Genomic DNA, 25,603 nt, shown 5'->3' with positions numbered 1-25,603 from the left:
TGCCGCTTGCGGCGAAGCCTGTCGCGATCGGCGACGCGAAGAGGTGAAACGAAAAGCGAGCGCCTATTGCCGGGCGGCGCAGCTCGACAGGAACGGCGTGCGCGCCCCGGGCATGCAGGCTGCGCGGCAGCCTCTCGCGCCCGACAGCGCTCCATGCTGAAGGCCGATCGGCAGCGCGGCCCCCGGGAGCCAGTCCCGGTAGAGCGCCTGGGCGGCGTCGCTGATCATCACCGACGTCATGGCATCGGCGCCCTGAACGGCCTGCGCCGGCGCATCGGCATCCTCGCCGGTTGCCGACGTGAAGCGCACGGTGAGCGTAAGCCCGTACATCAGTGCAGTCGCGAGGACCCGGCGTCGCCGTGTCACTGCAAGGGAGCTACCGAAATCCTTCCAGGCCATCGCTTGTCTCCGTTGTTGGCGTCGGCGCCACGGTGATCTAGCGAATTGGCCTTATGAGTGCCCCAGAGCGATTGCCCGACCTGAAGAGCGATTGCGGCTACCGCAGACGGCGCCGCCAATCGCTCGGGGTTTCGCCGGTCAGCTTCCTGAACGCGGCCGCGAACGCGGTCTGCGAACTGTAGCCGAGCGCCGCCGCGATCGAGACCACGGATGCGTCGGTGTCGCGCAGCATGTTCATGGCCTGCTCGAGCCGGTGCTGGCGCAGCCAGGCATGCGGCGAGAGCCCGGTGCTTTCCTTGAAGGCGCGGCAGAAGTGAGCGACAGGCCGGCGTCCGCCGCCAGCGCCGCGAGCGAGACGTCCGCATCGCTGTCCGAGCGCAATCGCTCGATGGCGCGGCGCAGCGCCGTCGGCGCAAGACCGCCTACGGTCACCTGCACGGTCGCAGGCACGCCGGCGTGCGCCGACAGCAGGCGCGTGGCCAAGAGATCCGTCAGTTGCTGCCGGAACAGCGCATCCAGCGCCGCGCTGCCCTCGAGCGCATCAGCGGCGCTCAGCAGCAACCGCGATGTAATCGGATCGGGATGCCCGGTGCGCTCCAGCAGATCGCCGGGAGCGGCGGTGTCGGCCTCGCCGGCGACGCGCGCCAGCGTCGCATGCGGAAGATAGAGCTGAACGACATGCACCGACTGGTGAATATCCCAGCGCGAACTCGAGCCGGCCGGGATGATCGTCACGACCCCGGACCGGGCCGTTCCGATCGAAGCCACCCTGCCGGTGCGCCGCTCCAGCCGCTGCGAACCTGCGGGATAGCTCATGACGACGTGGTCGACCATCGGCCTGACCACGTCGTGCAGGGCGTCATGCTTCCAATAGGCGATCGCGCCGCTCGACGGGTCGGCCGCCATGCGAAGCGGCTGCGTCTTGAGCACGCGGGCCATCTCCTGGCCGGCCGGGCAGCGCGGACCGGCCGGTGCCTCGGCCGGCCGCGCTTCGGATGCGGCGGGCGAATCCCGCAAAGGATCGTGCAGGATCGGCTTACTCATCACCTGTACTCGCGTTTGAAGGCTCATGCGCTCCCTCCTTGCGGGCCGGTCTGTCGGACCCATGAGGCGCGGAACTGCCCGCCGGACCTAAGCGCCGCGCAGTTCGAATGTCTTTCCTGAAACGGCCATGCTTTGCCCAATTCTGCGCCAAGCGCGCGGCTGCGACATTTCTGCGTCCGGCACGGTTGATTGGACCAAAGCAGTTGAATTCATCCCGGAATCGCATTGCGCTGAACGACCGGCAGCATCGTTCATGATCGCGTGAGACAACTGGACTGCGCCGCAGCAATCCCGGATAATGAGTGACGGCTTCGCAGGCTGACTGACAAGTCCCTGCCCGGCTGCACATCAATGATGGACTCAACACGCATGGCACAGGCGGGCGCCTACGGGCAGCGGCTCGGGCAATTCCTACGCCTGAGGGATACGCCGCCGGCGCTGATCACGCGCACGCTGCGCAGCGCCGAACTCGCGGTCACCGAAACCCGGGACGACAACCCGGTGCCCGGGCTGTCCGGATCGCTCACCGCCGAGGATGCCTTTCTGGTCAGCCTGAAGCTGCACGATTATCCGGACTGCGAATTGTGGGAGGGCGGCAAGTGCCTCATGAAGCGGGACATCCCGGCGGGCGCGACCTATCTCTACGATCTCAAACGCGATCCGCGCTACGTGATCGACAAGCCGTTCCACTCGCTGTTCTTCTATCTGCCGCACTCGGCGCTCACTGACTTCGCCGAACAGACCGGCTCGCCGCGCATCGGCGAACTGGCCTGCGAAATCGGCACCGGTCACGACGACGGCGTCATTCGTCATGTCGGGGCGCTGCTGCGCGAGGGATTGCACCGGCCGGACGAAACCAACCAGCTGTTCATCGATCACATGATGCTGGCGCTGACCGCGCACGTCACCCGGACCTATGACGGAATACAACATCCGACCGGACCGACCCGTGGCGGCCTCGCCGCCTGGCAGATCAACCGCGCCTGCGAAAGCTCGAATCCGACCTCAGCGGGAAGATTTCGCTGAAGCAGATTGCGGCCGAGCTCGATCTGTCGGTCGGCCATTTTTCGCGCGCCTTCCGCATCTCCACCGGCCTGCCACCGCACCAATGGCTGCTTCAGCAGCGCCTGAAGGTGGCCAAGCAGCTGATGGCGGCGCGCGACCTGTCGCTGTCCGAGATCGCGATTTCGGCCGGCTTTGCCAATCAAAGCCACTTCACGCGGGTGTTTTCCGCCGTGGTCGGCGTCAGCCCGACGGCGTGGCGGCGCGAGATGTACCGCCCGGCGAGAAGCGAGAGCTGAACAGCGCCGCGCTCAACCGGCGGGCGCAGCTTGAACGGCGTGCTTCGCATGCCATTTGGGACCCGGTCCGCGCATGTAGTGCAGCTCGGGCCGGTAGGGATCGCGAATTCGCGCGATCAGATTCTGCAAGCCCGCCGTAATCGCGTTCCAGCTGTTGTGCAGAGAGAGCAATGATGCGTGCGGTGACAGCATGGCGCCCTCTCAGTGCGGCTTGCCGAGCACGGATGCGAAGGACAGGATCACGATCTCCTCGCCGGACTCGTCGCTGACATGCACGACCCAGTCGCGCCAGTCTTCCAGGCTGACCGTTGCGACCAGCGATCGCATCATGCACGTCGCCGCCTCGCAGGCCTCCGAGAGGCTTGTCACCGAGGTGCCGCGGCGATCCATCAGCACCCCGTGCGTGGTCGAGCAATGGAAAAAGACCTGGGTCATGTGCGTATCCTCGCAAGCTCCGGACCAGAAGGTCATCTTTGGAGCTCCACGTTTCTTCGACGCGACCATTCGCAAGGCGGTTCACATGGGCGCCGGCCGCGCGGCGGCCTCGCGGAATGGTGATCAAGCCCCAGCACCGCCTCCTCACCAAATCGCGATTTGACAGTTTTTCTATATTTGTCAAAATCGTCAAATGGGACCGAAAACCCGCATTCTCGATGCCACCATGCTGGTGTTCCGCCGGCACGGCTTTCGGCGCTCCTCGATCGAGCAGGTCGCCGAGGCGGCCGGCCTGACGCGGCAGGCGCTCTATCACCACTTTGAATCCAAGGAAACGCTGTTCCGCGCCGTGATCGAGCGCGTGCATGAGAGCGCGATCGCAGCCGAGGACACCGCCATTGCCGAGGCGGAGGCGGCGGGCAGCGATCTCGGCGACATCCTCGCTACGGGCATGACCGCGCGGATGTCGACCATGATCGGGTCGCTGGACGGCTCGCCGCATCTCGAGGAACTGTATTCCGAACACCTCGTGCATGCGCGCGACCTCTTCCAGACCTACGCTGCGCGCTATGCTGAGCGCATGGTCGCGACGGTCGCGCGGGTCGTGCGCAAGCAGCAGCTTGCGCTGCCGCAGGACCTGACGCCGGCCGAGTTCGCGCGGCTGGTCGAAATGTCGATTCACGCAGCGAAGTCGCAGTATCCGGCGATGCAGCCGGCGGAAGCGTTCCTGAAGGACATGGCGATCATCGTGCGGACGCTCTGCGCCGGCGCCAAGCCGAAATTCAAGTCCAAATCCTTGCCGAAACCGCAGAAGCCGTCCGTCGAGAGGGCGGCAATCCCCAAGAGGCCGACACGCAGGACAACTGGAGGACATCCATGAGCACGACGACCGTCAATGGCCGCGTCGAATCCCTGCCCGATGATCCCGATGCGCTCTTGATCGACATCGTGCGCGACCAGCTCAAGCTCACCGGCACCAAGCTGGTGTGCGGCGCCGGCGTCTGCGGCGCCTGCACCGTGCTGGTCGACGGCGCGCCGGTCGCAAGCTGCCTGATGCCGGCACACGCCGCCGCCGGCAAATCGGTGACGACGGTGGAAGCTATCGGCGCGTCCGGGCTGCATCCGGTGCAAAAGGCGTTCATGGCGCATGACGCCCTGCAATGCGGCTTCTGCACGCCCGGCTTCATCGTGGAAGCGACCGCGTTCTGCGACCATTGGCGCGCGACCAGGGGAACGGCGGTGCCGTCGCGCGAGGAGATCGGCGCGGCTCTGTCGGGCCATCTCTGCCGCTGCGGCGCCTATGACGGGATCTTCCGCGCGGTGGCGGATGCCTGTGCCGGCCGCTTCGACGGCGATCACGTCACGGCGCCCCGCATCGAGGCGCGCGACAAGGTGACGGGCGCGGCGAAATACACCGTCGACATCCATCATGACGGCCAGCTCGAAGGCCTGATCCTGCGCTCGCGCGAGGCGCATGCGCGCATCACCACACTCGATCTCGCGCCGGCGCGCGCGCTCCCGGGCGTCGCCGCGGTGTCGCTGCTCGGCGATGACCGGATCGTGCGCTATGTCGGCGAGCCGATTGCGGCGGTCGCAGCTCCGGACCGCAAGACGGCGCTGGCCGCGCTCGCCGCAATCAAGCTGGCCAACAAGCGGCTGCCCGCGGTGGTCGGGCTCGACGCCGGACGCAAGGATGATGCGCCCGTCGTGTTCGACAAGGCGAGCCGCAAGCGGGCCGGCAACGTCTCGGAAGCGGCCGGCGGGCCGGCGCCGTGGAAGCAGAATATCCGCGGTCCGACCGCTGTTTTCTCGACCCGCGCCAAGAAGGCCCGCAACTGGGTGGACGAGGCGCGCCAGGCCAACAACAAGCTGCTCGTCGAAGCCACCTTCCGCACCGCCACGCAACAGCATGCGTGTCTCGAGCCCCACGCCGCGGTGGCGCGCTTCGACGGCGACCGGCTAACCCTGCACGTTTCGACCCAGCAAGTGTTTCACCTGAAGGAGCAGATCGCAAAGCGCTACAAGCTCGATCATGACAAGGTCCGCGTGATCGCCGAGCACGTCGGCGGCGGCTTCGGCTCGAAGGCGAGCCTCGGCACCGAGACGATTGCCGCGATCGAGCTGGCGCGCGCGGCGAAAGCGCCGGTGCGGGTCGCCTATGATCGCCAGGAAGAACTCTCGGTCGCCGGTTATCGGCCGGCCGCGGAGTTGAAGGTCGCGCTGCTGCCTTCCGAGCAAGGTGCCCTGAAAGCGCTCTCCGTCACCGCGCATGCCGACACGGGCGCAGCGACCAACTCGACCATCGCGGGACTGGCGCGGCTGATCTATCCGGCCGAGGCGAAGGACCTTTCGGATTTTGACGTCATCAGCAATCTGCCGCCCGGCGCCGCCTTCCGCGGCCCCGGCGGTCCGCCGATGGCATTCGCCGTGGAGCAATCGATCGACGAGGCCGCGCTGCGGCTCAAGGTCGATCCGATCGCCTTGCGCAAGCGCTGGGATCCCGATCCCAACCGGCAGCGGCTCTACGATTGGGCATCAGGGCTCGAGATCTGGCGCAACCACAAGCCGGCGCAGAACGGGCGCTATCGCCGCGGCATCGGGGTCGCGACGGGCTACTGGCTCTATCTGTGGCAGCCGAAGGTGAAGGTCGAGGTCGCGGTCAGGGGCGGCCGCATCGTCGCCAGCACGGCGACGCAGGACATCGGCACCGGCACCCGCAGCGTGCTTGCCGACGCGATCGCGCGCGAGTTCGATCTCGAACCCGGTGAGATCGATGTGCGGATCGGCGATTCCTCGCTGCCCGAAGGCCCCGGCTCCGGCGGCAGCCGCGTCACCGCCTCGGTGATGCCGCCGACGCTGCAGGCAGTGCGGAAGCTGAAGGCCGCGATGCTCGAACAGGCCACGCGAAAGCCGGCGCCCGGCTCGAACGCGCCCTGGCGCGAGCTGATCGCGCGCTCGCCCGACATCGCAATGGTGGAGACGCGCGGCGAGGACGGCAAGAACACTGCGCCCGGCATCCGCTCGCCGCTGCGCGAAGTCGGCCTGATGGGCATGGTGTTCGGCTGGATGATGCGCCGCTTCTCGAACATCGCCGTCGGCGCCGGCGTGCCGAGCTCGGTGCAGGTGATCGAGGTGGAGGTCGACACCTGGCTCGGCCATGTCCGCGTGCTCAACGTGCACACCGGCATCGCGGTCGGCAAGATCGCAGCGCCCGCGCTGGCGCGCAACCAGGCCTGCGGCGCGGTGATCCAGGGCCTCGGCTACGCGCTCTACGAGGCGCGCGAGCTTGATCCGACCAGCGGCGACGTCCTGACCGCGGGAATGGAGGATTATCGTATCCCTGGGATCGCCGACACGCCGGAGATCGAGGTCCATTTCGACGAAGCCGGCTTCGACCATGTGCTCGGCAACAGCGTCGGCATCGGCGAGGCGTCGACGGTGCCGACCTCGGCCGCCGTCGCCAACGCGATCCACAACGCGATCGGCGTCCGCCTCACCGAGATTCCGATCCGGCCCGACCGCATCGTCGCCGCGCTGAAGGGGAGGGACGCCGCATGAGTGTCGCGACTGCAGACGTCATCTCCGCGCCCGAATTCCGCGCCGCCGGCACCGATCTGTCGGAGCGCCGCCGCAGCGGCCTGTCGTGCGGCTCGATCATCGATCTCGCCGCCAGTCCCGATACGATCGGCGTTGCGTGGAATGCGGACGGCTCGGCCCGCATCGGCGCCCTGACCACGATCGCTGCGATCGCATCCGATCCGCGGCTCGCCGAGGCTTACCCCGGCATCGCCGCAGCCGCGCAGGGCCTCGCCACGCCGCAGATCCGGCACATGGCGACGCTCGGCGGCAACCTCGCCCAGCGCTCGCGCTGCTGGTATTTCCGCAATCCGCAGATCGCCTGTCTCAAGAAGGGCGGCCCCGACTGCCCGGCGCGATCCGGCAACCACCTCTATCACGTCGCGTTCGATCTCGGCCCATGCGTCGCGCCGCATCCGTCGACGATGGCGATGGCGCTGCTCGCCTATGATGCGAAGGTCACCACCGATCGGCGCAGCGGCTTGTCGATCTCCGAGCTGCTCGGCGACGGCAGCAACGGCGCGGCCGACAATCTGCTTGCACCGGGCGAACGCATCGAGCGGATCGAGCTCCCCGTTCCGCTGGCCGGCGAGCGCGCGCTGTACAAGCGCGCCATCAGCCGGACGCATGCGGAATGGCCGCTGGTCGAGATCTGCGTGCGTGCGGTGATCTCCGGCGGCGCGTTCCAGCAGGTCCACATCGCCGCCGGCGGCATCGCCCCGGTCCCGCTGCGTCTTGCCGCGTCCGCGGCGGCGCTGCAGGGTAAGCAGATTAACGCGGCGACCATCGCGCAAGCCACCGAGCTGGCGATCTCGGGAGCCAGGCCGCTGCCGATGACCGGATACAAGCTCGAGCTGCTGACGGGCCTGGTGCGCGACGTGGTCGAGCGGATCGTGGCGTAGGATCAAGCGCCCATTCGCGGCCTCGAGGCAACGTCGCGTCTAGAATGCATAGATCCAGGAATTCCTACGCCGGAATGCCGGCCTCACACAGCACGGCGACCATGTGTTCGCCCCATTCGACGGTCCTGGTCGGAAAATTCTGCCGCGCGTAGGACGCGCGGAAATCGGGTCGCAGTTTGAGCAGGCGGCCGGCGATGACGCGCGCCTCGTCGAGGCGCCCCGAGCCGACCTCGTTCATGATCAACGCGCTGAGCGTGTGTGCGTCTTCGCCGATCACCAGCGCCTTGGCGGCGGCCGCGCGGCCCTGCTCATACTGACCGAGCATGAAATGCGCGAAACTGATTCCGTTCCACATCGACGCACGCCCGGGATCGATCGGGCTGAGCCGGAGTCTGTGCTCAAAACTTTCGATCGCGCGTGCCGGCTGGACGCACATGAGCGAAATCCAGCCACGATATCCCCATGCCGCAGCATCGTTCGAATTGAGCGAGATCGCCTCTTCGATCATGGTCTCGGCGCGATCGTAGTCGTGGCCGAGATAGGCAAACATGTGAGCCGCGCGCGCCAGCACGAACGGATCGTCGCTGGACAGCACGCAGGCGAATTCGGCGATCCGCAGCGCCTCCGCCAACTCCTCCGCGCCGGGGGGCGTGCCGCGCGTGGTCTGTTTCAGCAGCGACGAATAGGCCAGCATGACCTGAGCGGCTGCATAGTTCGGATCAAGCCCGCAGGCCTTGTTGAACCACTCGCCGAGTTCAGCGTCGCCCCACTTGGAGCGATCTGCATAGGCCGCAATGCCTCTCAGAAAGAGATCGTAGCTATCGAGACGGTCGGTCGGCTTGGTTCGGGTTCGTTCGATTTCGCTCTGCTGGATCTTCGGAGCTATGATGCTGACGACATTCGCGGTGACCTGGTCCTGCAGGTCGAACACATCCCTCAGTTCGCCGTCGAACCTGTCCGCCCAGAGATGCGTACCGCTGCCGGCCTCGATCAGTTGCGCGGTGATCCGAACGCGCCCACTCGACTTGCGCACTGATCCCTCCAGCGCGTATCGCACACCGAGCTCGTGCCCGACCTGCTTGATGTCGACGGACTTCCCCTTGTAGGTGAAGCTTGAATTGCGCGCGATCACAAACAGCGATCTGAAGCGCGACAGCGCGGTAATGATGTCCTCGACGACGCCGTCGGCAAAGTATTCCTGCTCCGGATCACCGCTCATATTCTGGAACGGCAGCACCGCGATGGAGGCCTTCTCGGCAATCGCGGCTGGGGAAGCCGGTGCAGTGAACGCGTGCTTCGCGATCGCGGCCGCTGCGGAGGCGCCGCCGACGCGAACTCTCCATGTCCGAATAGGCTCGGCAATATTCTTCAGGACCTGCGGCCCCATGTCCTCGAAGGTTGCATCGACCTTGCCGCGAATGTGCCGTTGCACGTCATCGGAAATGCAGACGCCACCCGGCTCGGCAATCCCCTCCAGGCGCGCTGCGATGTTGACGCCGTCGCCAAAGATATCGTCGTCATCAAAGATGATGTCGCCGACGTGGATTCCGATTCGGAATTCGAGCCGCTGCTCCGTTGGCACGGCAGCATTCTGATCGGCCATGCGGCGCTGCACTTCGACGGCACTGCGCACCGCGTCGACGGCGCTGGCGAATTCAACGAGGATTCCGTCGCCGGTCGTCTTGACGACGCGGCCGCGATGTGCCGCCAGCGCTGGATCCAGCAACGCTCGCCTGACCGACTTCAGCTTGGCCAGAGTGCCTTCCTCGTCGATTCCCATCAGCCGGCTGTAGCCGGCGATATCGGCCGCCAGAACCGCTGCCAGACGCCGATCCATGCTATCGGTGGTCAAAGACATGCCCCCGGACGAGGGGTTAATTTTCGTCGCCGATCAAAGCACGGCTGACGGCCTCCGGGCTAGAGCAAACGTCTGCGCTGCTTGCCCAGGCTGGAAATCGGCGGCATTGTCAACGACGACCTTGAGGCTATCGCCCAGCGGGTCTATCGCGCCCGGGTCAGCGCCAGCCAGATGCCGCCGCCGATCATGAAGCCGCCCGAGATGCGCGACATCAGCCGGGTCCGCTCCTTGGAGAAGAATTTGCGGGCGCGGCCGGCCGCCAAGGCGTAGGCGGCGTCGGTCAGCACGGCGGTCGCCATGAAGGTGAGGCCGAGCAGCGCCACCTGCGGAACGTGCGGCTTGTCCATATCCATGAACTGCGGGATGAAGGCGCCGAAGAACACCAGCACCTTCGGGTTCGAGAGCAGCACCAGAAAGCCTTGCAGGAAGAAGCCGCCGCGCGGCGGCGGCGGCGTGTCGTCGGTGCTGACGCCCTCGACCGGAGAGCGGATCAGCTTGAAGCCGAGCCAGACCAGATAGGCGGCGCCGGCAAAGCGCACCCAGTCGAACCAGTAGCCCATCGTCGCCATCAGCGAGGTCAGCCCGACCGCGACGGTGCCGATCACGATCGCAAGCCCCACCTGCGCGCCCAGCACGTTGGTGAGCGCGGCGCGCGTGCCGTAGCGCAGCCCGTTGGCGATCACCATCGTGACGATCGGACCGGGCAGCAGCGCCAGCGCGATGCAGGCGGCGACGAAGGCGAAATAGGCTTGCAGGGACATGGGAGAGCTCGTTTGTTTCTTATCGTCATTATGCACGAGAGTGGCAGACATGGAAGCGCGTCTGCCCCCTCGCCCCGCTCTTCACCGGGTCGAGACGAGCGAAGCTCGCTCTTAGAGGGTGGCGTGAGAGGCTTTCTCCGCCAGGCGGTGCGAGTCGTTAGACCTGTACCCCTCACCCGGATCGCATCTGGCGATGCGATCCGACCTCTCCCCGCAAGCGGGGCGAGGTGAAGAGAGATCACGCTCAACGGCCTTCCATTGCCGCGATCATCCATGACCTGATCTCTCGCCCCTCCAGAAATTTCAACGTCGCCCGCTGCACCCCTGCGGCATCTCCCCTGCCCTGCGCCGCGACCGCCATCAGGTCGCAGCGATGCGATACCGCGATGCCGATCGCAGTGCGCTTCCCGTTGGGCATCTCGAGGTCATAGACCCTGATCCGCCCCGGCATATCGGCGACAGCAACGACATCGCCGGCCTTCAGCGGCACAAAGCGCGGGCTGATCATGTCGACGTCGGAAACGCGGTCGACCTCGTCGTCATCGGCGACGCCGCTGTCGCAGTTGCAGAAGCCGAGTTTTGGCCTGAGATAAACCTCGAGGTCGTCACCGCACTCCGCCGCGCCGCAACGGAAGGCGCGGCCGGCGGGCCAGCCGTCGCGCGGGAACGGCCAGGCGATCTCGCGCCACGCGGCCGCGCGCGGCGGCGCCATCTCGTAGCCCGCAACTGCGGAGAGCCCGCCGAGCACGAGGACCATCGCCGCGATGACCGGCCAGGAGCGCATCATCGCGCGCTCACGGCAGACCGGCGACGGCGCGCGCCGCGCCGGTCAGTTCGAGAATATGCAGGCCGGTGTTGGCGCGGTCGACCGCGTAGATGTAGCCGCGCTCGTCGGTCTCGACATTATTGGTCTGGATCGCGACCTTGCAGCGGTCCTTGCCGTCGATGGTGACGCAGCGCTTGTCGGTCGCCGCCGTGATGGAGGGAATGAAGTAGCCGACTTCCCTGGGATGATAGGGATCGCGGATGTCGAGCGCGCGGACGCCGGCGTTGAAGAAGGCGATGAAGGCCAGCTTCTTGTAGTAGACCGGCGCCATGCTCTCGTTCGACGAATGCGAGCCGAACCGGCCGCCGCGCGCGCAGAACGCGCCGGAGGCCTCGGGCACCGTATAGCTCGAGATCAGCATCGGCCGCGCCTCGGTGGTGACGTCGGCGAACCACACCATCTGCCGGGCCTCGCCGCATTCGTTCTGGATCGCCTCGTCGACGATCATCACGATGTCGCGGCTCTTGCCATCCTTGTCGCGGGCGAACTCGGCGATCGGCATGCCGGGCATCGGAAACACCGTATGCGCGCCGTTCATGGCGGACAGCGGCATCCGCGCGATCTCTGGGAATTTCAGATTGTCCGGCGTCGGCTCCTTCGGTCCGTTCAACAGCTTGTCGCGGTCGACGATCTGCAGGAAGCCACCCTTGTTGGTGCCGTAGCCGAAATAGACGCGATTGCCCGTTGGCCCGGTCGAGATCGGCCCGTGCAGTTCGGTCGGCACCGTGCCGGTCGCGCCCGGCTCCTGCCCGGGCAGGCCGAAATCCCGGATCTTCTTTGGCTGCGCGGGATCGGAGAGATCATAGACCTGCGTCATGCGCCGCGTGCGCCAGTCCGGCGCGCCCGACACCAGGAAGGCGATGCCGGTGCTGCATTCCCAAAAACTCTTGTGCGTGTCCTTCAGCCCGCCGATCCGGGTGACGAGCGCCGGATTGGCGGGATCGGCGACGTTCCATATCTCGTGCGCCTCGCTGCCGAAGGTGCGCAGCATGTAGACCGCGTTGCGATCGCCCTTCGGCAAATCCTTGCCGTCGCAGATCCGCACCATCTGCGCGCCGCCGGATTCATACTTGCCTTCCTGTCCGGGAATGTGCCGCAGATATGTCGGGTGCGCGGGATCGGTGACGTCGACGATCGAGGTGCCGTTCGTCTCGGCCTTGCCGGTCATCGGGTTGACGGGATCGGGAATGTCGTCGGTGCCGCCGTGATGACCGATATAGGCGATCCATTTGTCGCCCTGATGATGAATGGTCGGCTGATAGGCGCTGCGGGCCTGCAAATCGTTGGTTCCAATCAGCCTCATGTTGGAGGCTTCAGGCGGATCGCCGATCTTTGGCTGGGCGCTCGCACCATTCGCGAGCAGGACAAGAACCAACGTGCAGCAAACTGCCGTAACGCGACCGCCCATGCGCACCACCCAATGTTCCACACCAATCTGCGTTGGCTGCCGGCAAGGCTAGCACGGCGCTGCCGATGCCAAAACACACGCTCTTGACATGCAACCATTTGGTTGCCTATTATCCGACCCATGGATGAAGTCTTCAAAGCCCTCGCGGATGCCTCACGGCGAACGCTGCTTGACCGGCTTCACGATCAGAACGGGCAGACGCTCGGTGAGCTCTGCGACGGCCTCGACATGACGCGTCAGGCCGTCACCAAGCACCTTGTGATTCTCGAGGAGGCCAACCTCGTCACCACGATCAAGCATGGCCGCGAGAAGCTGCACTATCTCAACCCGGTTCCGATCCATCAGATCGGCGAGCGGTGGATCAGGAAGTTCGAGCGCGGGAAACTCGCCGCGCTGAGCGAGTTGAAAAGACAATTGGAGAAGCGTGATGAGTAAACCGGACTACGTCTACGTCACCTATATCGAGACCACCGCCGACAAACTGTGGCACGCGTTGACCTCGAGCGAATTCACCGAACGCTTCTGGTTCGGCTATCGCGTCAGCTCCGACTGGAAGGTCGGCTCGCTTTATTCTCTTACCAAGGACGGGCGACGCAGCGTTCAGGGCGAGGTGCTGATCGCCGATCCACCGAACAAGCTCGCCTACAGCTGGGACGTCGTGAAGGAAGGCGTCGAGCGCGAACAGGTCTCGCGCGTGACCTTCGACATCGAACCGCACGGCACGGTCGTCAAGCTGACCGTGACGCACGACAATCTCGGCCCGAAGACGCTGCGCGACATCTCCGGCGGCTGGCCGATGGTGATCGCAAGCCTGAAGAGCTTCCTCGAGACCGGGCGCGAGCTGCCGGCCGACCTGCTCACCAGCGGCGCCAGGGAGGCCTACCATGCCTAAGCCCGAATTCGCCTACGTCACCTACATCGAGACCACGCCGGACAAACTGTGGGACGCGCTGACCAAGAGCGCGTTCACGCGGCAATACTGGTTCGACACCGAGCTGCAATCGGACTGGAAGGTCGGCTCGCCGCTCGCGCTGGTGATGGGCGGCAAGACCACCGACACCGGTGAGATCCTCGAGGCCGACCGGCCGCGGCGCCTCGCCTACACCTTCAAGCACGTGCTCGACGAGGACATGCGCAAGGAGCCGGCAACCAAGGTGGTCTTCACGCTCGAAGCCCATGGCAAGATCGTGAAGCTGACCGTGACCCATGAGGGCTTCGGCGCGGGCAGCAAGCTGCTCGACGGCATTTCCAAGGGCTGGCCGGCGATCCTGTCGGGACTCAAGAGCCTGCTCGAGATCGGCAAGGCGGTCACGATCCCGCCGGCCGCGCTCGGGATCGACGGCTTCGAATGACAATGAAAATCTATCGACGGGTGCGAACGGACATGAACATCGAGAAATTCAAACCGGCAATCGTCTACGCAATCTACATCGCCGCCACGCCCGAGAAGATGTGGCAGGCTTTGACGACTGCCGAATTCAGCCGGCAGTATTTCTCCGGCAACGCGATCGAGGTCGACCTGCGGATCGGCGGCGCCTACGTCGTGCGGACGCCCGACGGCGCGCTGCACATCTCCGGCGAGGTGATCGAGTGCGATCCCCTGAAGCGGCTGACCGTCACCTTCAACGTCAACTGGCCGCAGCTGGTCGAAAAGCTCGGGCCGACGCTCGTCACCTGGAAGATCGAACCGGCAGGCGACGGCGTGAAGCTGACGCTCCTGCAATCGCATGACCGTCCGATCAGCGACGACATTCTCGCAGGCGGCCGCACCGGCTGGCCGGCGATCCTCTCCAGCCTGAAGAGCCTCGTGGAGACCGGCAAGGCCATGGTGATCCCCATGCAACCGCCAGCGCGCATGATGGCCGCGCTGAAGGAATTGGGAATTGCGATGCCGACGTGAGGTAGGCGATACAGCCGCTCCATACTCCGCTGTCGTCCCTGCGAAAGCAGGGACCCATAACCACCGCTCCAAACGTTTAGAGTTCGCTGGGGCCATAGCGTCGCACAACAACTTTACCTTGTGGTTATGGGTCCCGGGCCGCGCTGCGCTTGCCCGGGACGACGACGGAGAAAACTACCCCAGCGCCCTCAGCTCCCGGCGCAGCACCTTGCCCGTCGCCGTCATCGGCAGGCTGTCGGCGAACTGCACGAAGCGCGGATACTCGTGGGCGGCGAGCTGGACCTTGACGAACTCCTGGATCTCGCGCGCCAGGGCATCGCCCGGCGCGTAGCCCGGCCGCAACACGATCCAGGCCTTGATCGATTCGGTGCGGATCGGATCGGGGATGCCGACCACCGCCGACATCGCGACCGCCGGATGCTTCATCAGCGTGTGCTCGATCTCGGACGGGCCGACCCGATAGCCGGCCGTGGTGATGACGTCGTCCTCGCGGCTGACGTACCAGAAATAGCCGTCCTCATCCTGCACGCCGAGATCGCCGGTCAGCAGGAACTCGCCGGCATATTTCTTCGCGGTCGCTTCCGGATTGCGCCAGTACTCGATCATGGTGCAGGGGCACGGCTGGCGCACGCCGATGATGCCGCGCTGGCCCCGCGGCAGTTCCGCGCCCTTGTCGTTGACGATGCGGACGTCGAAGCCCGGCGTGGCGCGGCCCATCGAGCCCGGACGGATCGGAAACAGATTGGAATTGCTGCCGATCACGAGATTGCATTCGGTCTGCCCGAACACCTCATGGGCGTCGATGCCGAAGGTGTCGCGCACCCAATCCAGCAATTGGCCGCCGAGCGACTCGCCGCCGGTGAAGATGCTGCGCAGCCTGACGCCGGAATTCTTTACATTGGCCTGCCGCATCAGCTTCAGCGCGGTCGGCGGCAGGAACACGTTGCGGATGCCGAGCTCGGCCATCATCCGCATCGCCGCCTGCGGCTCGAACTTGCGGGCGCGGTGTCCAACCATCGGGATGCCGTGGTACCAGAATGCGAACAGGCCGTTGATCAGGCCGCCGATCCAGGCCCAGTCGGCCGGCGTCCACATCAGGTCGCCGGGCCTCGGCAGGAAGTTGTGGCACATCTCGACATTGGGCAGATGGCCGAGCACGACGCGATGCGCATGTAGCGCGCCCTTCGGGTTACCCGTGGTGCCCGACGTGTAGATGATCAGCGCGGGATCGTCGGCCGAGGTGTCGACGGTCGCAAACTCGGGCGATGCCGACTTGACCGCGCTCCAGAACGGTTTCGTCCCCGCCGGCGTCTTATCGCCGACGATATAGACGCTCTTCAACTCGGGCAGACGATCGCGGACTTTCGCGATCTTCTCCCAGCCTGCTTCATCGGTGATCACGGCCTTGGCAGCAGAATTCGACAGGCGGAATTCGAGCGCGTCCTCGCCGAACAGCGCGAACAGCGGGATTGAGATCATCGCTGCGCGAAACGCCGCGAGATGCGCAACCGGCAGTTCGAGCGATTGCGACAGGAACACGGCGACACGGTCGCCGCGCACCAGCCCGTCGGCGGTCAGCACATTGGCGAAGCGGCGCGAGGCGTCCGCGACCTCGTCAAACGAGGTGCGCGTGGTGCCGCCATCCTCGTCGACATAGACCAGCGCGAGCCGCCCGGTGCCGTCGGCATGGCGGTCGCAACACGCGGTCGCCATGTTGAAGCGCGCGGGAACGTCCCAGCGGAAGTTGCGATAGAGCTCGTCGTAAGTAGCGGCTTCCTTGAGCATGGTGTGTGTTGCTTCCGTCCCTCGTCATGGCCGGGCCTTTCCCCTGCCATCCGCATTTGCTGCGGCAGATTGTAGAGACGTCGATGCCCGGGACAAGCCCGGGCTGACGAAGAATGTGATGCCCGGATAAAGAACCCCGGATGGAGCGGTCGCGCGAACGCGCGCCCGATGACAGGCTCCGCGCAATCCGGGGTTCTCATCGAGTGGACAGACTCCCCCGGATTTCGCTTCACTGCATCCGGGCTACGAACATCCTTGAGGAGAAAGCCGTCAGGCTGACGCCCGCTCCATTGCGACCTCGGCCTTGAGGCTATCGAGGTCGCGATAGATCGACGCGACCGCGAGCACGCGCCCGCCGCGCTTGTAGCGCAGCACGCAATCCCTGCCGGCAATGCTGCCGTCCACCGCGATCTCGTCCCACTGCTCGGCATGGCCGACATAGTTGATCGGCACGTCGTAATGCTGGCTCCAGAAGAACGGCACCGCGTCGAACACCTCGCGCTGCCCAAGCATATTCCGCGCGGCGGTCTGGCCCTGGCGCTCCGCCACCACCCAATGCTCGACCCGGATCGTCTCGCCGCTGTGCGGATCGGGCCAGCGCGCGATATCGCCGGCCGCGTAGATGCCGGGAACGCTGGTCTCGAGATAGGCGTCGACTGTCACGCCGCGGTCGATGGCGAGCCCGGCCGCTTCCGCCAGCGCCAGCCGCGGCTTCACGCCGACACCGACCACGACGAGATCGGCATCGAGCACAGGCCCGCTCTTCAGGCGGGCTCGCTTGCCCTCGATCGCGGTCACCGTGTCGCCGAGGTGGAATACGACACCATGCTCTTCGTGCAGCGCACGGACGAAATCGCCCATCTCCGGCCCGAGTATGCGCTCCATCGGCCGCTGTTCCAGCCCGACCACGTGAACCTCGATCTGGCGCGCGCGGAGCGAGGCCGCCACCTCGAGACCGATGAAGCTTGCACCGATCACCACCGCGCGGCGCGCTCCGCTGGCCGCGGCGATGATGGCCCGGCAATCGTCGACGGTGCGTAGCACATGAACGTGGGGCTGGTCCGCGCCCGGGATCGGCAGCCGCACCGGCTCCGCGCCGGTCGCCAGCAGCAGCCGGTCATAGGCGAGCATTTCGCCACCGGCGAGCACGACGTTGCGGCGGCCGGTATCGATCGACTTGACCTCGGTCCTGAGTTTCAGATCGATCGCCGCGTCACGATAAAAATCGTCCGGCTTCAGCGGCAGCCAGTCTTCCGGCGCGCTGCCGGCGAGGAAGTCCTTTGACAGGTTCGGACGATCCACCGGCGGCGCGGCCTCGCCGCTCAGCATGACGATGCTGCCGCGATAGTCCTGCCGTCGCAGCATCTCGGCGGCGGCAAACCCCGCCCCGCCGCCGCCGACAATCACGATGCTGCCGGGCGCATCGACCGGGCCCTTGACGCGGAGTTTCGGCTGCGCGCGCTTCTCGCGCACGATGATGCGATCGCCCTCCCGCTCGACCTTCCAGACAGCGAGCGCGTTGAAGGCGGGCGCGGCGGTCGCTTCACCGGTGCGAATATCGAAGCAGGCGTGATGCGAGGGGCAATGGACGGTCTCGCCCTCAAGGAGGCCTTCGGCGAGCGGGCCGTGGTAATGGCTGCAATGCGCGTCGATGGCGAAGATATCCGCCCCCGAGCGCACCAGCAGCACGTCCTCGTCGCCGACATGGCCGAGCAACATCGCGCCCGTGAAGTCGGAGAGGGCAACGCCTTGTGTCAGATCCGGACCGGAAGGAGCTTGCTGATCGGCCATATCATTCCTCCATCGCCCTGTGACGCTCTAAACCGCTATGCCGAGGAATTCCTGGCGGGTTAGCGCATTGTCGCGAAAGCAACCCAGCATGCGGCTGGTCACGAGATCGGTATCCGGCTTGTGCACGCCGCGGGTCGTCATGCAGTGATGCGACGCCTTGATGATGACGCCTACGCCCTGAGGCTTCAAGACGTCGTTGATGGTGTTGGCGATCTGCGCCGTCATCTTCTCCTGGATCTGCAAACGCCTGGCATAGATGTCGACCACCCGCGCCAGCTTGCTGATGCCGACCACGCGGCCGTTCGGGATGTAGGCAACCCAGGCCTGACCGATGATCGGCGCCATATGATGCTCGCAATGGCTCTCGAAGCGGATGCCCCGCAGGGCAATCATTTCGTCGTAGCCTTCGATCTCCTCGAAGGTCTTTTCCAGGATCTCCGCGGGACGTTGGTCGTAACCCGCAAAGAATTCCTCGAACGAACGCGTCACACGCGCCGGAGTTTCAAGCAAACCATCCCGCTCGGGATCGTCACCAGTCCAGCGGATGATGGTGCGGACTGCTGCCTCGACTTCGGCCCGGGTCGGCTTGTCGGATTCGGTTTGAGCGGCTCTTGCACGATCCAGCGCATGCACAATCGGGTTCATCGGGGCCTTTCCTTTGCGGAGTCATCGCGAGGTCATGCCCGTCAGATGCTCCGTCAGCAGAAAGGTTCCCGCAATTCGGTCCGCGGCACTTTGCGCCGCAAGCCAGCCGGGACGAACGGCTAGCCCGTCAGCGCCGCCTTCACCAGGCCGCTGGCCTTGCCGAAATCCATCTGGCCGGCGTATTTCGCCTTCAACGCGCCGATCACCTTGCCCATGTCCTTGATGCCGGCGGCACCCGTCTCGGCGATGATCGCCGAGATCGCGGCCTTCACGTCGTCATCGGACATCTGCTTCGGCAGGTACGCCGAGATCACGGCGATCTCCTCGCGCTCCTGGGCCGCGAGCTCGGCGCGGCCGCCCTTGTCATAGAGCTCGACCGACTCCTGGCGCTGCTTGATCATCTTCTGCAGCAGGCCGAGCAGGTCGGCATCGGAGAGGGGCGGCTTGCCCTGCCCGCGCGCGTCGATGTCGGCGTTCTTGATGGTCGAATTGACCATGCGCAGCGTGGACAGCTTGCGCTCGTCCTTCGCCTTCATCGCTTCCTTGACCGCAGTATTGATGTCGTCGCGCAGCATTTCGTTGTCCTTGAGCCAGCAATCCCCTCATCTAGGCAGTTTGCACCGGCAGAACAACCTAGTTCCTCAGCCATTCGACCAGCGCATCGGCGCAGGCCTGCGGCAGTTCCAGCTGCGGCAGGTGACCGCAATTGGCGAGCACTACAAGTTTTGCGCCGGGAATGCCGTTGGCCATCTCGTCCGACAGCGAATTTGGCACGGTGTTGTCGGTATCCGACGTCAGCACCAAGGTCGGGCACTTGATCCAGGCCATGCTCGGCCGCGAATCCGGCCGGCTGAGCACCGCGTTCTGCTGGCGGATGAAAGCCTCGGCGCCGATGTCCTCGCTCATGTCGTCGACGATCCGGCGCAGGCTTGCATCGCCCTGCCGCGACGGATGCACGAAGCCCGGAAACAGCTCATCGACCACGCTGCGATATTGGCCGCTTCTGGCACGCTCGATCATGCCGCGGCGACGCGCGGTCGCTTCCGGCGTATCGGCCCGCGCCTGGGTGCTCATCAGCGCCAGCTTCGCAACCCGGTCCGGCGCCTGCCGCATGATCTCGAAGGCGATGTAGCCGCCCATCGAGTGCCCGGCGAGCGCAAAGCGCGGCGGCGCCTCGGCCAGGATCCGGCGGGCGATGGCCCCCATATTGTCGTCCCTGATATGGTTGGCGACCGTCACCGGCCCGCATCGCCACAGCGCCGGAATGACGGGGGCGAAAATCCGCGGCGAGCAGATGAGGCCCGGGACGAGCAGGATCGGCATCGTATTATCCATGCGGGAGCTCCGGACGGGTCATTTTCGGCAAGCAAACGGCCGCTTCAGGGAACTTTAGATTAAAAGGCCGTTCGGGCCTGTCAAATCGGCCGGTATTGCCGTGTGAATCCGTGCCCTTTCGCTTTGACGCCGCCGGGTGCGGCGTCTATTTAAAGGGCTCATGACAACATCCGAAAACGCTCCCGCCTGGCCGGACCATAAACCGACCGCGCTCCTTGTGCTCGCCGATGGTACCGTGCTGGAAGGCTTCGGTCTCGGCGCGGAAGGCCACGCCGTCGGCGAGGTCTGCTTCAACACCGCGATGACCGGCTATGAGGAGATCCTCACCGATCCGTCCTATGCCGGCCAGATCATCACCTTCACCTTCCCGCATATCGGCAATGTCGGTACCAACGAGGAAGACATCGAGACGGTGAACATGGCGGCGACGCCCGGCGCGCGCGGCGTGATCCTGCGCTCGGCGATATCAGATCCCTCGAATTACCGCGCCACCCGCCATCTCGACCTGTGGTTGAAGGCGCGCGGCATCATCGGCCTCTCCGGTATCGACACCCGCGCGCTGACCGCGCTGATCCGCTCCAAGGGCATGCCCAATGCGGTGATCGTGCACGCCAGAAACGGCGAGTTCGACCTGCACGGCCTGAAGGAAGAAGCCCGCGAATGGCCCGGCCTCGAGGGCATGGACCTGGTGCCGATGGTCACCTCCGGCCAGCGCTTCACCTGGGACGAGACGCCCTGGGTGTGGGGCAACGGTTTCGGCCAGCAAACCGCGCCGGAATTCAACGTGGTCGCGATCGATTACGGCATCAAGCGCAACATCCTGCGCCTGCTCGCCGGCGTCGGCGCCAAGGTGACCGTGGTGCCGGCGACGACCGCCGCCGAAGACATCCTGGCGATGAAGCCGGACGGCGTGTTCCTGTCGAACGGCCCCGGCGATCCCGCCGCCACCGGCAAATATGCCGTGCCCGTGATCCAGAAGGTGATCGCGTCGGGGACGCCGACCTTCGGCATCTGCCTCGGCCATCAGATGCTTGGCCTTGCCGTCGGGGCCAAGACCATGAAGATGCATCAGGGCCATCACGGCGCCAACCATCCGGTCAAGGACGAGACCACCGGCAAGGTCGAGATCACCTCGATGAACCACGGCTTTGCCGTGGACCAGGCGACGCTGCCGAAAGGCGCGACCCAGACCCATATCTCCCTGTTCGACGGCTCCAATTGCGGCATCGCGCTTGAGGGCAAGCCGGTGTTCTCGGTGCAGTACCACCCGGAAGCCTCGCCCGGCCCGCGCGACTCGCACTATCTGTTCCAGCGCTTCGCCGATCTGATGCGGAAGAACAAGCAGGCCGCGTAGACACACCCGTCATTGCGAGGAGCGCAGCGACGAAGCAATCCATCTATCCCAGCCTGGAGCGATGGATTGCTTCGCTTCGCTCGCAATGACGGAGATTTTTCTCAATGACCGCCCCCGCCACCCCGAAGCCCGTCTACGGCGTCTCCTCGATGGCGGTGATGGCATCGATGTCCGGGCTCGACTTCGTGCGCGGCATCTTCGCCCGGACCCTGCCGGAGCCGCCGATCATGGAGAATGTCGAGCCGTTCGACTGCTCCGCCGAGACCGGCCATGTGGTGATCCACAGCGTCCCGGGCCTGCGCCACTACAACCCGATCGGTTCGGTGCATGGCGGCTACGCCGCGATCCTCTTGGATTCCGCGATGGGGCTTGCGGTGCAGACCACGCTGCCGCAAGGCTTTGGCTACACCACGCTGGAGTTCAAGATCTCCTTCGTCCGCGGCATGAGCCAGGACACCGGCAAAATCCGCACCGAGGGCCATGTGCTCAACGCCGGCCGCCGGGTTGCGACGGCGGAAGCGCGGATTACCGACGACAATGGCAAGCTGCTCGCCCATGCCACCACGACCTGCCTGGTGTTCGAGTTGCCCAAGACGACCTGAAGGCAATCGCGTCTTGGCGCCAGATCTTGGCGCATTGGAGCCATGACGAAGCGCGCTGGATCGCGGCCTGCGCTCTGTGATTGAGTTTCCCTGTCCGAGATCAGGCAAACATGATCCGGCCTGGAAGGAAACGCCGATGATTTCAGCCCATTCAGACATGACCATCCGCGACATCCGCGTGACGATGCTGCGGCTGCCCTGGGCCGACGATCCCTGGCTGAAAGGCGCGGCGCTCGGCGCGACGCGCGACATTCTGATCTGCGACGTCGAAACGTCCGGCGGCGTTACCGGCATGGGCTATCTGTTCGTGTTCAAGCCGGCGATGAAGTCGATCGCGGCCTGTCTCGAGGAATGCATCATCCCGCGCGTCATCGGCAAGGACGCCACCGCGATCGAGGCGATCTGGCGCGATCTGTGGACGGCGACGATGACCTATGGCCGCGGCGGCATCGCCACGATGGCCATGTCGGCGCTCGACATCGCGCTGTGGGACGCGGTCGGGAAACGGGCCGGCCTGCCGCTGCACCGGCTGTGGGGGCACTATCGCTCGGAAATCCCGATCTATGGTTCCGGCTGCCTCCGGGGCGCCGGCGGCGACGGAATGATCGAGAAGGCGCTGCATTTCGTGAAGCAGGGCTACAAGGCGATCAAGATGCAGGTCGCGCACGTCCACACGCCGGCGCAGGACCTCGACAATGTGCGCCGCATGCGCGAGGCGCTCGGGCCCGACATCGACATCATGATCGACGTCAACATGGGCTGGAGCGCCGATGTCGCGATCGAGATGGGACGCAAGTTCGAGAAGTACGATATCTACTGGCTTGAGGAGCCGGTGCCGGCCGATGATTTCGCCGGCTATCAGCGGATCGCGGCGGCGCTGGACATGCGCGTCGTCGGCGGCGAGACGCATTTCACGCGCTACGATCTGCGGCCGTTCTTTCTCAATCCCTGCCTGCCGATCCTGCAACCCGACCCGATGCGCGGCGGCATGACCGACCTGCGCAAGATCGCGGCGCTTGCGGACACGTTCGGCATCACGATCGCGCCGCATCTGTTTCCCGAACTCAATGTGCACCTCTTGGCTTCGATTCCGAACGGGATCTGGTGCGAGAACATGGCGCTGATCGACGATCTCTGGGTCGACCCGCCCGAAATCGCCAACGGCATGATCACCGCGCCGGAGCGGCCCGGGCACGGGCTCAGGTTCAGGGAAGACGTGTTGAAGTTCAAAATCTAGCTGGAACGGTTTGCGGACCGACGGTTTGATGGTCTGGAGACCACCTCGCAGCGCTGGAGAGCCACCATGTCGGTCGTCCGTACCGATATCGAACCCCAGACCATCGTCTTCCGGGACGACGGCCTCGTGCCGAACAATCCGATGCCGTTCCTAGTCTACAAGGCCGCCGTCGACGTCAGCAAGAATCCTGAGGCCACCATCGAGCAGCTGTTCGGCGAGAACGGCTGGGGCGCGATGTGGCGCAACGGCGTATACGACTTCGCGCATTACCACGCCACCGTGCACGAGGTGCTGGGCGTCGCGCGCGGCCGCGCGCGCGTGCAGTTTGGCGGCGAGCGCGGGCAAGCAATCGAGATCGCGGCCGGCGACGTTGCGATCCTGCCGGCCGGCACCGGGCATCAATGCCTGTCGGCGAGCGACGATTTCTGCGTCATCGGCGCCTATCCGCCAGGCCCGCCGATGGATCTGCAGCGGCTGACGCCGGAGAACCACGCCAGGGCGCTGAAGACGATCCCACAGGTTGCGACCCCCGCGACCGATCCGGTGATGGGCAAGGACGGGCCGCTGGTGCGGCTGTGGAAGCGATAAGATCTAGGATGGTCGAACGGGTTGCTCTTGCCCTGCCCCCTCGCGAGAGGTGACCGGATACAGGCAACCTGAATCGATCATCGGAATTGCAGGCCATTTCAATCAAGCCTGCCGGCTTCACATTTCCAAGCTCCTTGATTTAAGTCAGCATCGCTGCGGCGATTTATGCCGCCAATGACACCTTAAAGCGCGCGATTCATCTGCGGGAGTGACAGAGCTTCCGCGTCCGCTGCTGCTCTTTTTGCAGGAGCAATGGAGGTCATACACATCACCTGACGGCATCAGATGCTCCGCGCTTCCCACAAGCAACCGCAACAGAGATCAGGAGAGGAGAATTCGACATGTTTCGAGGAATTCTGACGCTGACATTGTCGCTCTGCATTGGCGCGGCTACCGCGCCTGCAGCGCTGGCCCAGACGGCGCCGGCAATCAACGAGCAGGAGGCACACGCGATCGCGGTGGACGCCTATATTTACTTCTACCCGCTCCTGACGATGGACATCACGCGAAAGCAGTTCACCAACGTCGAGCCCGGCAAAGAGAACTTCAAGGGCCCGATGAACACCTTCGTCAACATCCCCGAATACCCGCCGGCGAATTTCAAGGGCGTGGTGCGGTCCAACTTCGATACGCTCTATTCCGTTTCATGGCTGGACATGACCAAGGAGCCGGTTGTCGTCTCCGTTCCCGATACCGATGGACGCTTCTATTTGCTGCCCATGCTGGACATGTGGTCGGATGTGTTCGCCTCGCCCGGCTGGCGCACCACGGGTACCAAAGCGGGGACCTTTCTGGTGACGGCCCCGGGATGGCGGCCTGATCTGCGCGACAGGTTTGCGGAGGAGTTCAAGCTTCCGAAGGATACCCAGCGCATCGACGCGCCGACGCCTTACGTCTGGGTCATTGGCCGCACCAAGACGGACGGCCCGCCGGACTACGATGCGGTCCACAAGATCCAGGCCGGCTACAAGGTCACGCCTCTTTCCGAGTTCGGCAAGACTCAGAAGCCGACCGAGGTCAGGATCGATCCCAGCGTCGACATGAAGACGGCGCCCAAGGTGCAGGTCGACACGATGTCGGCCGGCGTCTACTTCGCGCAGGCCGCCGAGCTGCTCAAGCTTCACCCGCCGCACATCACCGATGAACCAATCATCGCGCAGATGAAGAGGATCGGCATCGAGCCCGGCAAGAGCTTCGAAATCAGCAAGGTGGACCCGGTGCTGCAACGGGCGCTGGAGACGGCGCCGCAGGACGGGCAGAAGCTGATGGCATGGAAGGTGCCGACGCTGGCGCGCGTTGCGAACGGCTGGTCGATGAACACCGACACGATGGGCGTTTACGGCAACTACTATTTGAAGCGTGCGATCGTCGCGCAGCTCGGGCTTGGCGCCAACCTGCCGGAGGACGCGATTTATCCGCTCAATCTCGCCGACAATACCGGCAAACCGCTCGACGGCGCCAACAAGTATACGATCACCTTTGAGAAGGGCGCGGCCCCGCCGGTCAATGCCTTCTGGTCGATCACGCTTTACGACCAGGAAGGATTCCAGGTCGGCAACGTGCTGAACCGCTTCGCTGTGTCCAGCTGGATGCCGTTCAAATACAACCCGGACGGCTCGCTCGATCTCTACTTCCAGAACGAAAGTCCGGGCGCGGACAAACAAGCCAACTGGCTCCCGGCGCCGAAGGGCGCTTTCAACCTGACCATGCGCCTTTACGGTCCGAAATCGGAGGCGCTGACCGGAAAGTGGAATCCTCCGCCGATCGTGCGATTGGAGACAGCGATGGGTCTGTCAGCTCAGTAGGCTTCAACCGCACTGACCGCAGCCGGGCGGCCAGACCGCAAGCTTCGCGAA

At 65.1% G+C, this 25,603-nt stretch carries 24 protein-coding genes and 2 pseudogenes; 13 read left to right on the top strand and 13 right to left on the bottom strand.

Annotated elements, in window-relative coordinates; genetic code table 11:
* Window positions 1–63: 63 nt before the first annotated feature.
* Together ACVI1L_RS20940 and ACVI1L_RS20935 are read right to left on the bottom strand one after the other, a co-directional pair.
* The gene (locus tag ACVI1L_RS20940) at window positions 64–399 is read right to left on the bottom strand and encodes a hypothetical protein (protein WP_057018069.1); all 336 of its coding nucleotides are present in this window, start codon (window positions 397–399) and stop codon (window positions 64–66) included.
* 97 nt (window positions 400–496) lie between these two features.
* Window positions 497–1,443, bottom strand: a pseudogene (locus tag ACVI1L_RS20935) (helix-turn-helix transcriptional regulator).
* Between the two features lie 369 nt (window positions 1,444–1,812).
* Here ACVI1L_RS20935 and ACVI1L_RS20930 point away from each other — a divergent pair.
* Window positions 1,813–2,744: pseudogene (locus tag ACVI1L_RS20930) on the top strand (helix-turn-helix domain-containing protein).
* A gap of 12 nt (window positions 2,745–2,756) precedes the next feature.
* Here ACVI1L_RS20930 and ACVI1L_RS20925 read toward each other — a convergent pair.
* Both ACVI1L_RS20925 and ACVI1L_RS20920 read right to left on the bottom strand, forming a co-directional pair.
* On the bottom strand, window positions 2,757–2,936 hold the full coding sequence (locus ACVI1L_RS20925) for a hypothetical protein (protein ID WP_456783664.1): 180 nt from the start codon (window positions 2,934–2,936) through the stop codon (window positions 2,757–2,759).
* 9 nt (window positions 2,937–2,945) lie between these two features.
* On the bottom strand, window positions 2,946–3,179 hold the full coding sequence (locus ACVI1L_RS20920; RefSeq protein WP_028333132.1) for a DUF6894 family protein: 234 nt from the start codon (window positions 3,177–3,179) through the stop codon (window positions 2,946–2,948).
* A 193-nt stretch (window positions 3,180–3,372) separates the two neighbouring features.
* Between ACVI1L_RS20920 and ACVI1L_RS20915 the strand changes: the two genes are divergently transcribed.
* From ACVI1L_RS20915 to ACVI1L_RS20905, 3 genes are read left to right on the top strand one after another with little or no spacing between them, the layout of a single operon-like run.
* Window positions 3,373–4,059 (top strand): TetR/AcrR family transcriptional regulator, encoded by a 687-nt coding sequence (locus ACVI1L_RS20915; protein WP_316395557.1) that lies wholly within the window; start codon window positions 3,373–3,375, stop codon window positions 4,057–4,059.
* Window positions 4,056–6,737, top strand: a complete 2,682-nt coding sequence (locus ACVI1L_RS20910; RefSeq protein ID WP_456783663.1) for a molybdopterin-dependent oxidoreductase — start codon at window positions 4,056–4,058, stop codon at window positions 6,735–6,737. Before ACVI1L_RS20915 ends, ACVI1L_RS20910 begins: the two co-directional genes overlap by 4 nt.
* Window positions 6,734–7,657, top strand: coding sequence for an FAD binding domain-containing protein (locus ACVI1L_RS20905; protein WP_057018074.1), 924 nt, complete (start codon window positions 6,734–6,736; stop codon window positions 7,655–7,657). Before ACVI1L_RS20910 ends, ACVI1L_RS20905 begins: the two co-directional genes overlap by 4 nt.
* A 64-nt stretch (window positions 7,658–7,721) precedes the next feature.
* On the opposite strand, the gene ACVI1L_RS20900 is transcribed toward ACVI1L_RS20905, so the two are convergent.
* The 4 genes from ACVI1L_RS20900 to ACVI1L_RS20885 all read right to left on the bottom strand — a co-directional run bounded on the left by ACVI1L_RS20900 (window position 7,722) and on the right by ACVI1L_RS20885 (window position 12,510).
* The gene (locus ACVI1L_RS20900; protein WP_456783662.1) at window positions 7,722–9,494 is read right to left on the bottom strand and encodes an adenylate/guanylate cyclase domain-containing protein; all 1,773 of its coding nucleotides are present in this window, start codon (window positions 9,492–9,494) and stop codon (window positions 7,722–7,724) included.
* 164 nt (window positions 9,495–9,658) lie between these two features.
* Window positions 9,659–10,276, bottom strand: a complete 618-nt coding sequence (locus ACVI1L_RS20895) for a LysE family translocator (RefSeq protein WP_028333127.1) — start codon at window positions 10,274–10,276, stop codon at window positions 9,659–9,661.
* A 244-nt stretch (window positions 10,277–10,520) separates the two neighbouring features.
* A complete protein-coding gene (locus tag ACVI1L_RS20890) occupies window positions 10,521–11,063 on the bottom strand; it encodes a hypothetical protein (protein WP_456783661.1) in 543 nt (180 codons plus the stop codon).
* A 7-nt stretch (window positions 11,064–11,070) separates the two neighbouring features.
* Window positions 11,071–12,510 carry an LVIVD repeat-containing protein gene (locus tag ACVI1L_RS20885; RefSeq protein WP_456783660.1) on the bottom strand — a complete coding sequence of 480 codons (1,440 nt, stop codon included), beginning with the start codon at window positions 12,508–12,510 and terminating at the stop codon, window positions 11,071–11,073.
* 120 nt (window positions 12,511–12,630) lie between these two features.
* On the opposite strand from ACVI1L_RS20885, the gene ACVI1L_RS20880 reads away from it, so the two are divergent.
* The 4 genes from ACVI1L_RS20880 to ACVI1L_RS20865 are packed head-to-tail and all read left to right on the top strand — an operon-like array spanning window position 12,631 to window position 14,410.
* Complete coding sequence (locus tag ACVI1L_RS20880; RefSeq protein ID WP_028343393.1) at window positions 12,631–12,945, top strand: ArsR/SmtB family transcription factor; 315 nt, start codon at window positions 12,631–12,633, stop codon at window positions 12,943–12,945.
* On the top strand, window positions 12,938–13,402 hold the full coding sequence (locus ACVI1L_RS20875; protein ID WP_456783658.1) for an SRPBCC family protein: 465 nt from the start codon (window positions 12,938–12,940) through the stop codon (window positions 13,400–13,402). The genes ACVI1L_RS20880 and ACVI1L_RS20875 overlap by 8 nt, the downstream gene beginning before the upstream one ends.
* Window positions 13,395–13,862, top strand: a complete 468-nt coding sequence (locus tag ACVI1L_RS20870) for an SRPBCC family protein (RefSeq protein ID WP_456783657.1) — start codon at window positions 13,395–13,397, stop codon at window positions 13,860–13,862. Before ACVI1L_RS20875 ends, ACVI1L_RS20870 begins: the two co-directional genes overlap by 8 nt.
* Before the next feature lie 32 nt (window positions 13,863–13,894).
* Window positions 13,895–14,410, top strand: a complete 516-nt coding sequence (locus ACVI1L_RS20865) for an SRPBCC family protein (protein WP_456783656.1) — start codon at window positions 13,895–13,897, stop codon at window positions 14,408–14,410.
* A 174-nt stretch (window positions 14,411–14,584) separates the two neighbouring features.
* Here ACVI1L_RS20865 and ACVI1L_RS20860 read toward each other — a convergent pair whose 3' ends face one another.
* From ACVI1L_RS20860 to ACVI1L_RS20840, 5 genes are all read right to left on the bottom strand, one after another.
* On the bottom strand, window positions 14,585–16,195 hold the full coding sequence (locus tag ACVI1L_RS20860; protein ID WP_456783655.1) for an acyl-CoA synthetase: 1,611 nt from the start codon (window positions 16,193–16,195) through the stop codon (window positions 14,585–14,587).
* Window positions 16,196–16,465: 270 nt separating this feature from the next.
* The gene (locus ACVI1L_RS20855; RefSeq protein WP_456783654.1) at window positions 16,466–17,986 is read right to left on the bottom strand and encodes an FAD-dependent oxidoreductase; all 1,521 of its coding nucleotides are present in this window, start codon (window positions 17,984–17,986) and stop codon (window positions 16,466–16,468) included.
* Window positions 17,987–18,013: 27 nt separating this feature from the next.
* On the bottom strand, window positions 18,014–18,631 hold the full coding sequence (folE, locus tag ACVI1L_RS20850; RefSeq protein WP_028333118.1) for a GTP cyclohydrolase I FolE: 618 nt from the start codon (window positions 18,629–18,631) through the stop codon (window positions 18,014–18,016).
* Window positions 18,632–18,750: 119 nt separating this feature from the next.
* Complete coding sequence (locus ACVI1L_RS20845; protein ID WP_028333117.1) at window positions 18,751–19,206, bottom strand: GatB/YqeY domain-containing protein; 456 nt, start codon at window positions 19,204–19,206, stop codon at window positions 18,751–18,753.
* 58 nt (window positions 19,207–19,264) lie between these two features.
* Window positions 19,265–19,966, bottom strand: coding sequence for an alpha/beta fold hydrolase (locus tag ACVI1L_RS20840; protein ID WP_141340933.1), 702 nt, complete (start codon window positions 19,964–19,966; stop codon window positions 19,265–19,267).
* A gap of 160 nt (window positions 19,967–20,126) precedes the next feature.
* Here ACVI1L_RS20840 and carA point away from each other — a divergent pair, with 160 nt between their 5' ends.
* From carA to ACVI1L_RS20815, 5 genes are all read left to right on the top strand, one after another.
* Window positions 20,127–21,320: a glutamine-hydrolyzing carbamoyl-phosphate synthase small subunit gene (gene carA, locus ACVI1L_RS20835; RefSeq protein ID WP_076827979.1), complete on the top strand. Its 1,194-nt coding sequence runs from the start codon at window positions 20,127–20,129 to the stop codon at window positions 21,318–21,320.
* A gap of 104 nt (window positions 21,321–21,424) precedes the next feature.
* On the top strand, window positions 21,425–21,922 hold the full coding sequence (locus ACVI1L_RS20830; RefSeq protein WP_168855236.1) for a PaaI family thioesterase: 498 nt from the start codon (window positions 21,425–21,427) through the stop codon (window positions 21,920–21,922).
* A gap of 136 nt (window positions 21,923–22,058) precedes the next feature.
* Complete coding sequence (locus ACVI1L_RS20825; RefSeq protein ID WP_456783653.1) at window positions 22,059–23,159, top strand: mandelate racemase/muconate lactonizing enzyme family protein; 1,101 nt, start codon at window positions 22,059–22,061, stop codon at window positions 23,157–23,159.
* A 66-nt stretch (window positions 23,160–23,225) separates the two neighbouring features.
* Window positions 23,226–23,747, top strand: a complete 522-nt coding sequence (locus ACVI1L_RS20820) for a cupin domain-containing protein (RefSeq protein ID WP_229191362.1) — start codon at window positions 23,226–23,228, stop codon at window positions 23,745–23,747.
* A 341-nt stretch (window positions 23,748–24,088) separates the two neighbouring features.
* Entirely contained in the window at window positions 24,089–25,552 is a 1,464-nt protein-coding gene (locus ACVI1L_RS20815; RefSeq protein ID WP_456783652.1) for a DUF1254 domain-containing protein, read from the top strand.
* Window positions 25,553–25,603 lie beyond the last annotated feature (51 nt).

The sequence above is a fragment of the Bradyrhizobium sp. USDA 4516 genome (genome assembly GCF_054055915.1).
The sequence above is the reverse complement of the archived record's forward strand: the minus strand, read 5'-3'. Positions and strand labels throughout refer to the sequence as shown.

Bases quoted from the DNA above. Each gene is read 5' to 3' on its own strand.
- ACVI1L_RS20875 (WP_456783658.1), top strand. From the start codon at position 12,938: ATGAGTAAACCGGACTACGTCTACGTCACCTATATCGAGACCACCGCC.
- ACVI1L_RS20830 (WP_168855236.1), top strand. From the start codon at position 21,425: ATGACCGCCCCCGCCACCCCGAAGCCCGTCTACGGCGTCTCCTCGATG.
- ACVI1L_RS20940 (WP_057018069.1), bottom strand. From the start codon at position 399: ATGGCCTGGAAGGATTTCGGTAGCTCCCTTGCAGTGACACGGCGACGC.
- ACVI1L_RS20885 (WP_456783660.1), bottom strand. From the start codon at position 12,510: ATGGGCGGTCGCGTTACGGCAGTTTGCTGCACGTTGGTTCTTGTCCTG.
- ACVI1L_RS20860 (WP_456783655.1), bottom strand. From the start codon at position 16,195: ATGCTCAAGGAAGCCGCTACTTACGACGAGCTCTATCGCAACTTCCGC.
- ACVI1L_RS20900 (WP_456783662.1), bottom strand. From the start codon at position 9,494: ATGGATCGGCGTCTGGCAGCGGTTCTGGCGGCCGATATCGCCGGCTAC.
- ACVI1L_RS20910 (WP_456783663.1), top strand. From the start codon at position 4,056: ATGAGCACGACGACCGTCAATGGCCGCGTCGAATCCCTGCCCGATGAT.
- ACVI1L_RS20865 (WP_456783656.1), top strand. From the start codon at position 13,895: ATGAACATCGAGAAATTCAAACCGGCAATCGTCTACGCAATCTACATC.
- ACVI1L_RS20845 (WP_028333117.1), bottom strand. From the start codon at position 19,206: ATGCTGCGCGACGACATCAATACTGCGGTCAAGGAAGCGATGAAGGCG.
- ACVI1L_RS20840 (WP_141340933.1), bottom strand. From the start codon at position 19,966: ATGGATAATACGATGCCGATCCTGCTCGTCCCGGGCCTCATCTGCTCG.
- ACVI1L_RS20890 (WP_456783661.1), bottom strand. From the start codon at position 11,063: ATGATGCGCTCCTGGCCGGTCATCGCGGCGATGGTCCTCGTGCTCGGC.
- folE (WP_028333118.1), bottom strand. From the start codon at position 18,631: ATGAACCCGATTGTGCATGCGCTGGATCGTGCAAGAGCCGCTCAAACC.
- ACVI1L_RS20825 (WP_456783653.1), top strand. From the start codon at position 22,059: ATGATTTCAGCCCATTCAGACATGACCATCCGCGACATCCGCGTGACG.
- carA (WP_076827979.1), top strand. From the start codon at position 20,127: ATGACAACATCCGAAAACGCTCCCGCCTGGCCGGACCATAAACCGACC.
- ACVI1L_RS20855 (WP_456783654.1), bottom strand. From the start codon at position 17,986: ATGGCCGATCAGCAAGCTCCTTCCGGTCCGGATCTGACACAAGGCGTT.
- ACVI1L_RS20905 (WP_057018074.1), top strand. From the start codon at position 6,734: ATGAGTGTCGCGACTGCAGACGTCATCTCCGCGCCCGAATTCCGCGCC.
- ACVI1L_RS20870 (WP_456783657.1), top strand. From the start codon at position 13,395: ATGCCTAAGCCCGAATTCGCCTACGTCACCTACATCGAGACCACGCCG.
- ACVI1L_RS20925 (WP_456783664.1), bottom strand. From the start codon at position 2,936: ATGCTGTCACCGCACGCATCATTGCTCTCTCTGCACAACAGCTGGAAC.
- ACVI1L_RS20820 (WP_229191362.1), top strand. From the start codon at position 23,226: ATGTCGGTCGTCCGTACCGATATCGAACCCCAGACCATCGTCTTCCGG.
- ACVI1L_RS20920 (WP_028333132.1), bottom strand. From the start codon at position 3,179: ATGACCCAGGTCTTTTTCCATTGCTCGACCACGCACGGGGTGCTGATG.
- ACVI1L_RS20895 (WP_028333127.1), bottom strand. From the start codon at position 10,276: ATGTCCCTGCAAGCCTATTTCGCCTTCGTCGCCGCCTGCATCGCGCTG.
- ACVI1L_RS20880 (WP_028343393.1), top strand. From the start codon at position 12,631: ATGGATGAAGTCTTCAAAGCCCTCGCGGATGCCTCACGGCGAACGCTG.
- ACVI1L_RS20815 (WP_456783652.1), top strand. From the start codon at position 24,089: ATGTTTCGAGGAATTCTGACGCTGACATTGTCGCTCTGCATTGGCGCG.
- ACVI1L_RS20915 (WP_316395557.1), top strand. From the start codon at position 3,373: ATGGGACCGAAAACCCGCATTCTCGATGCCACCATGCTGGTGTTCCGC.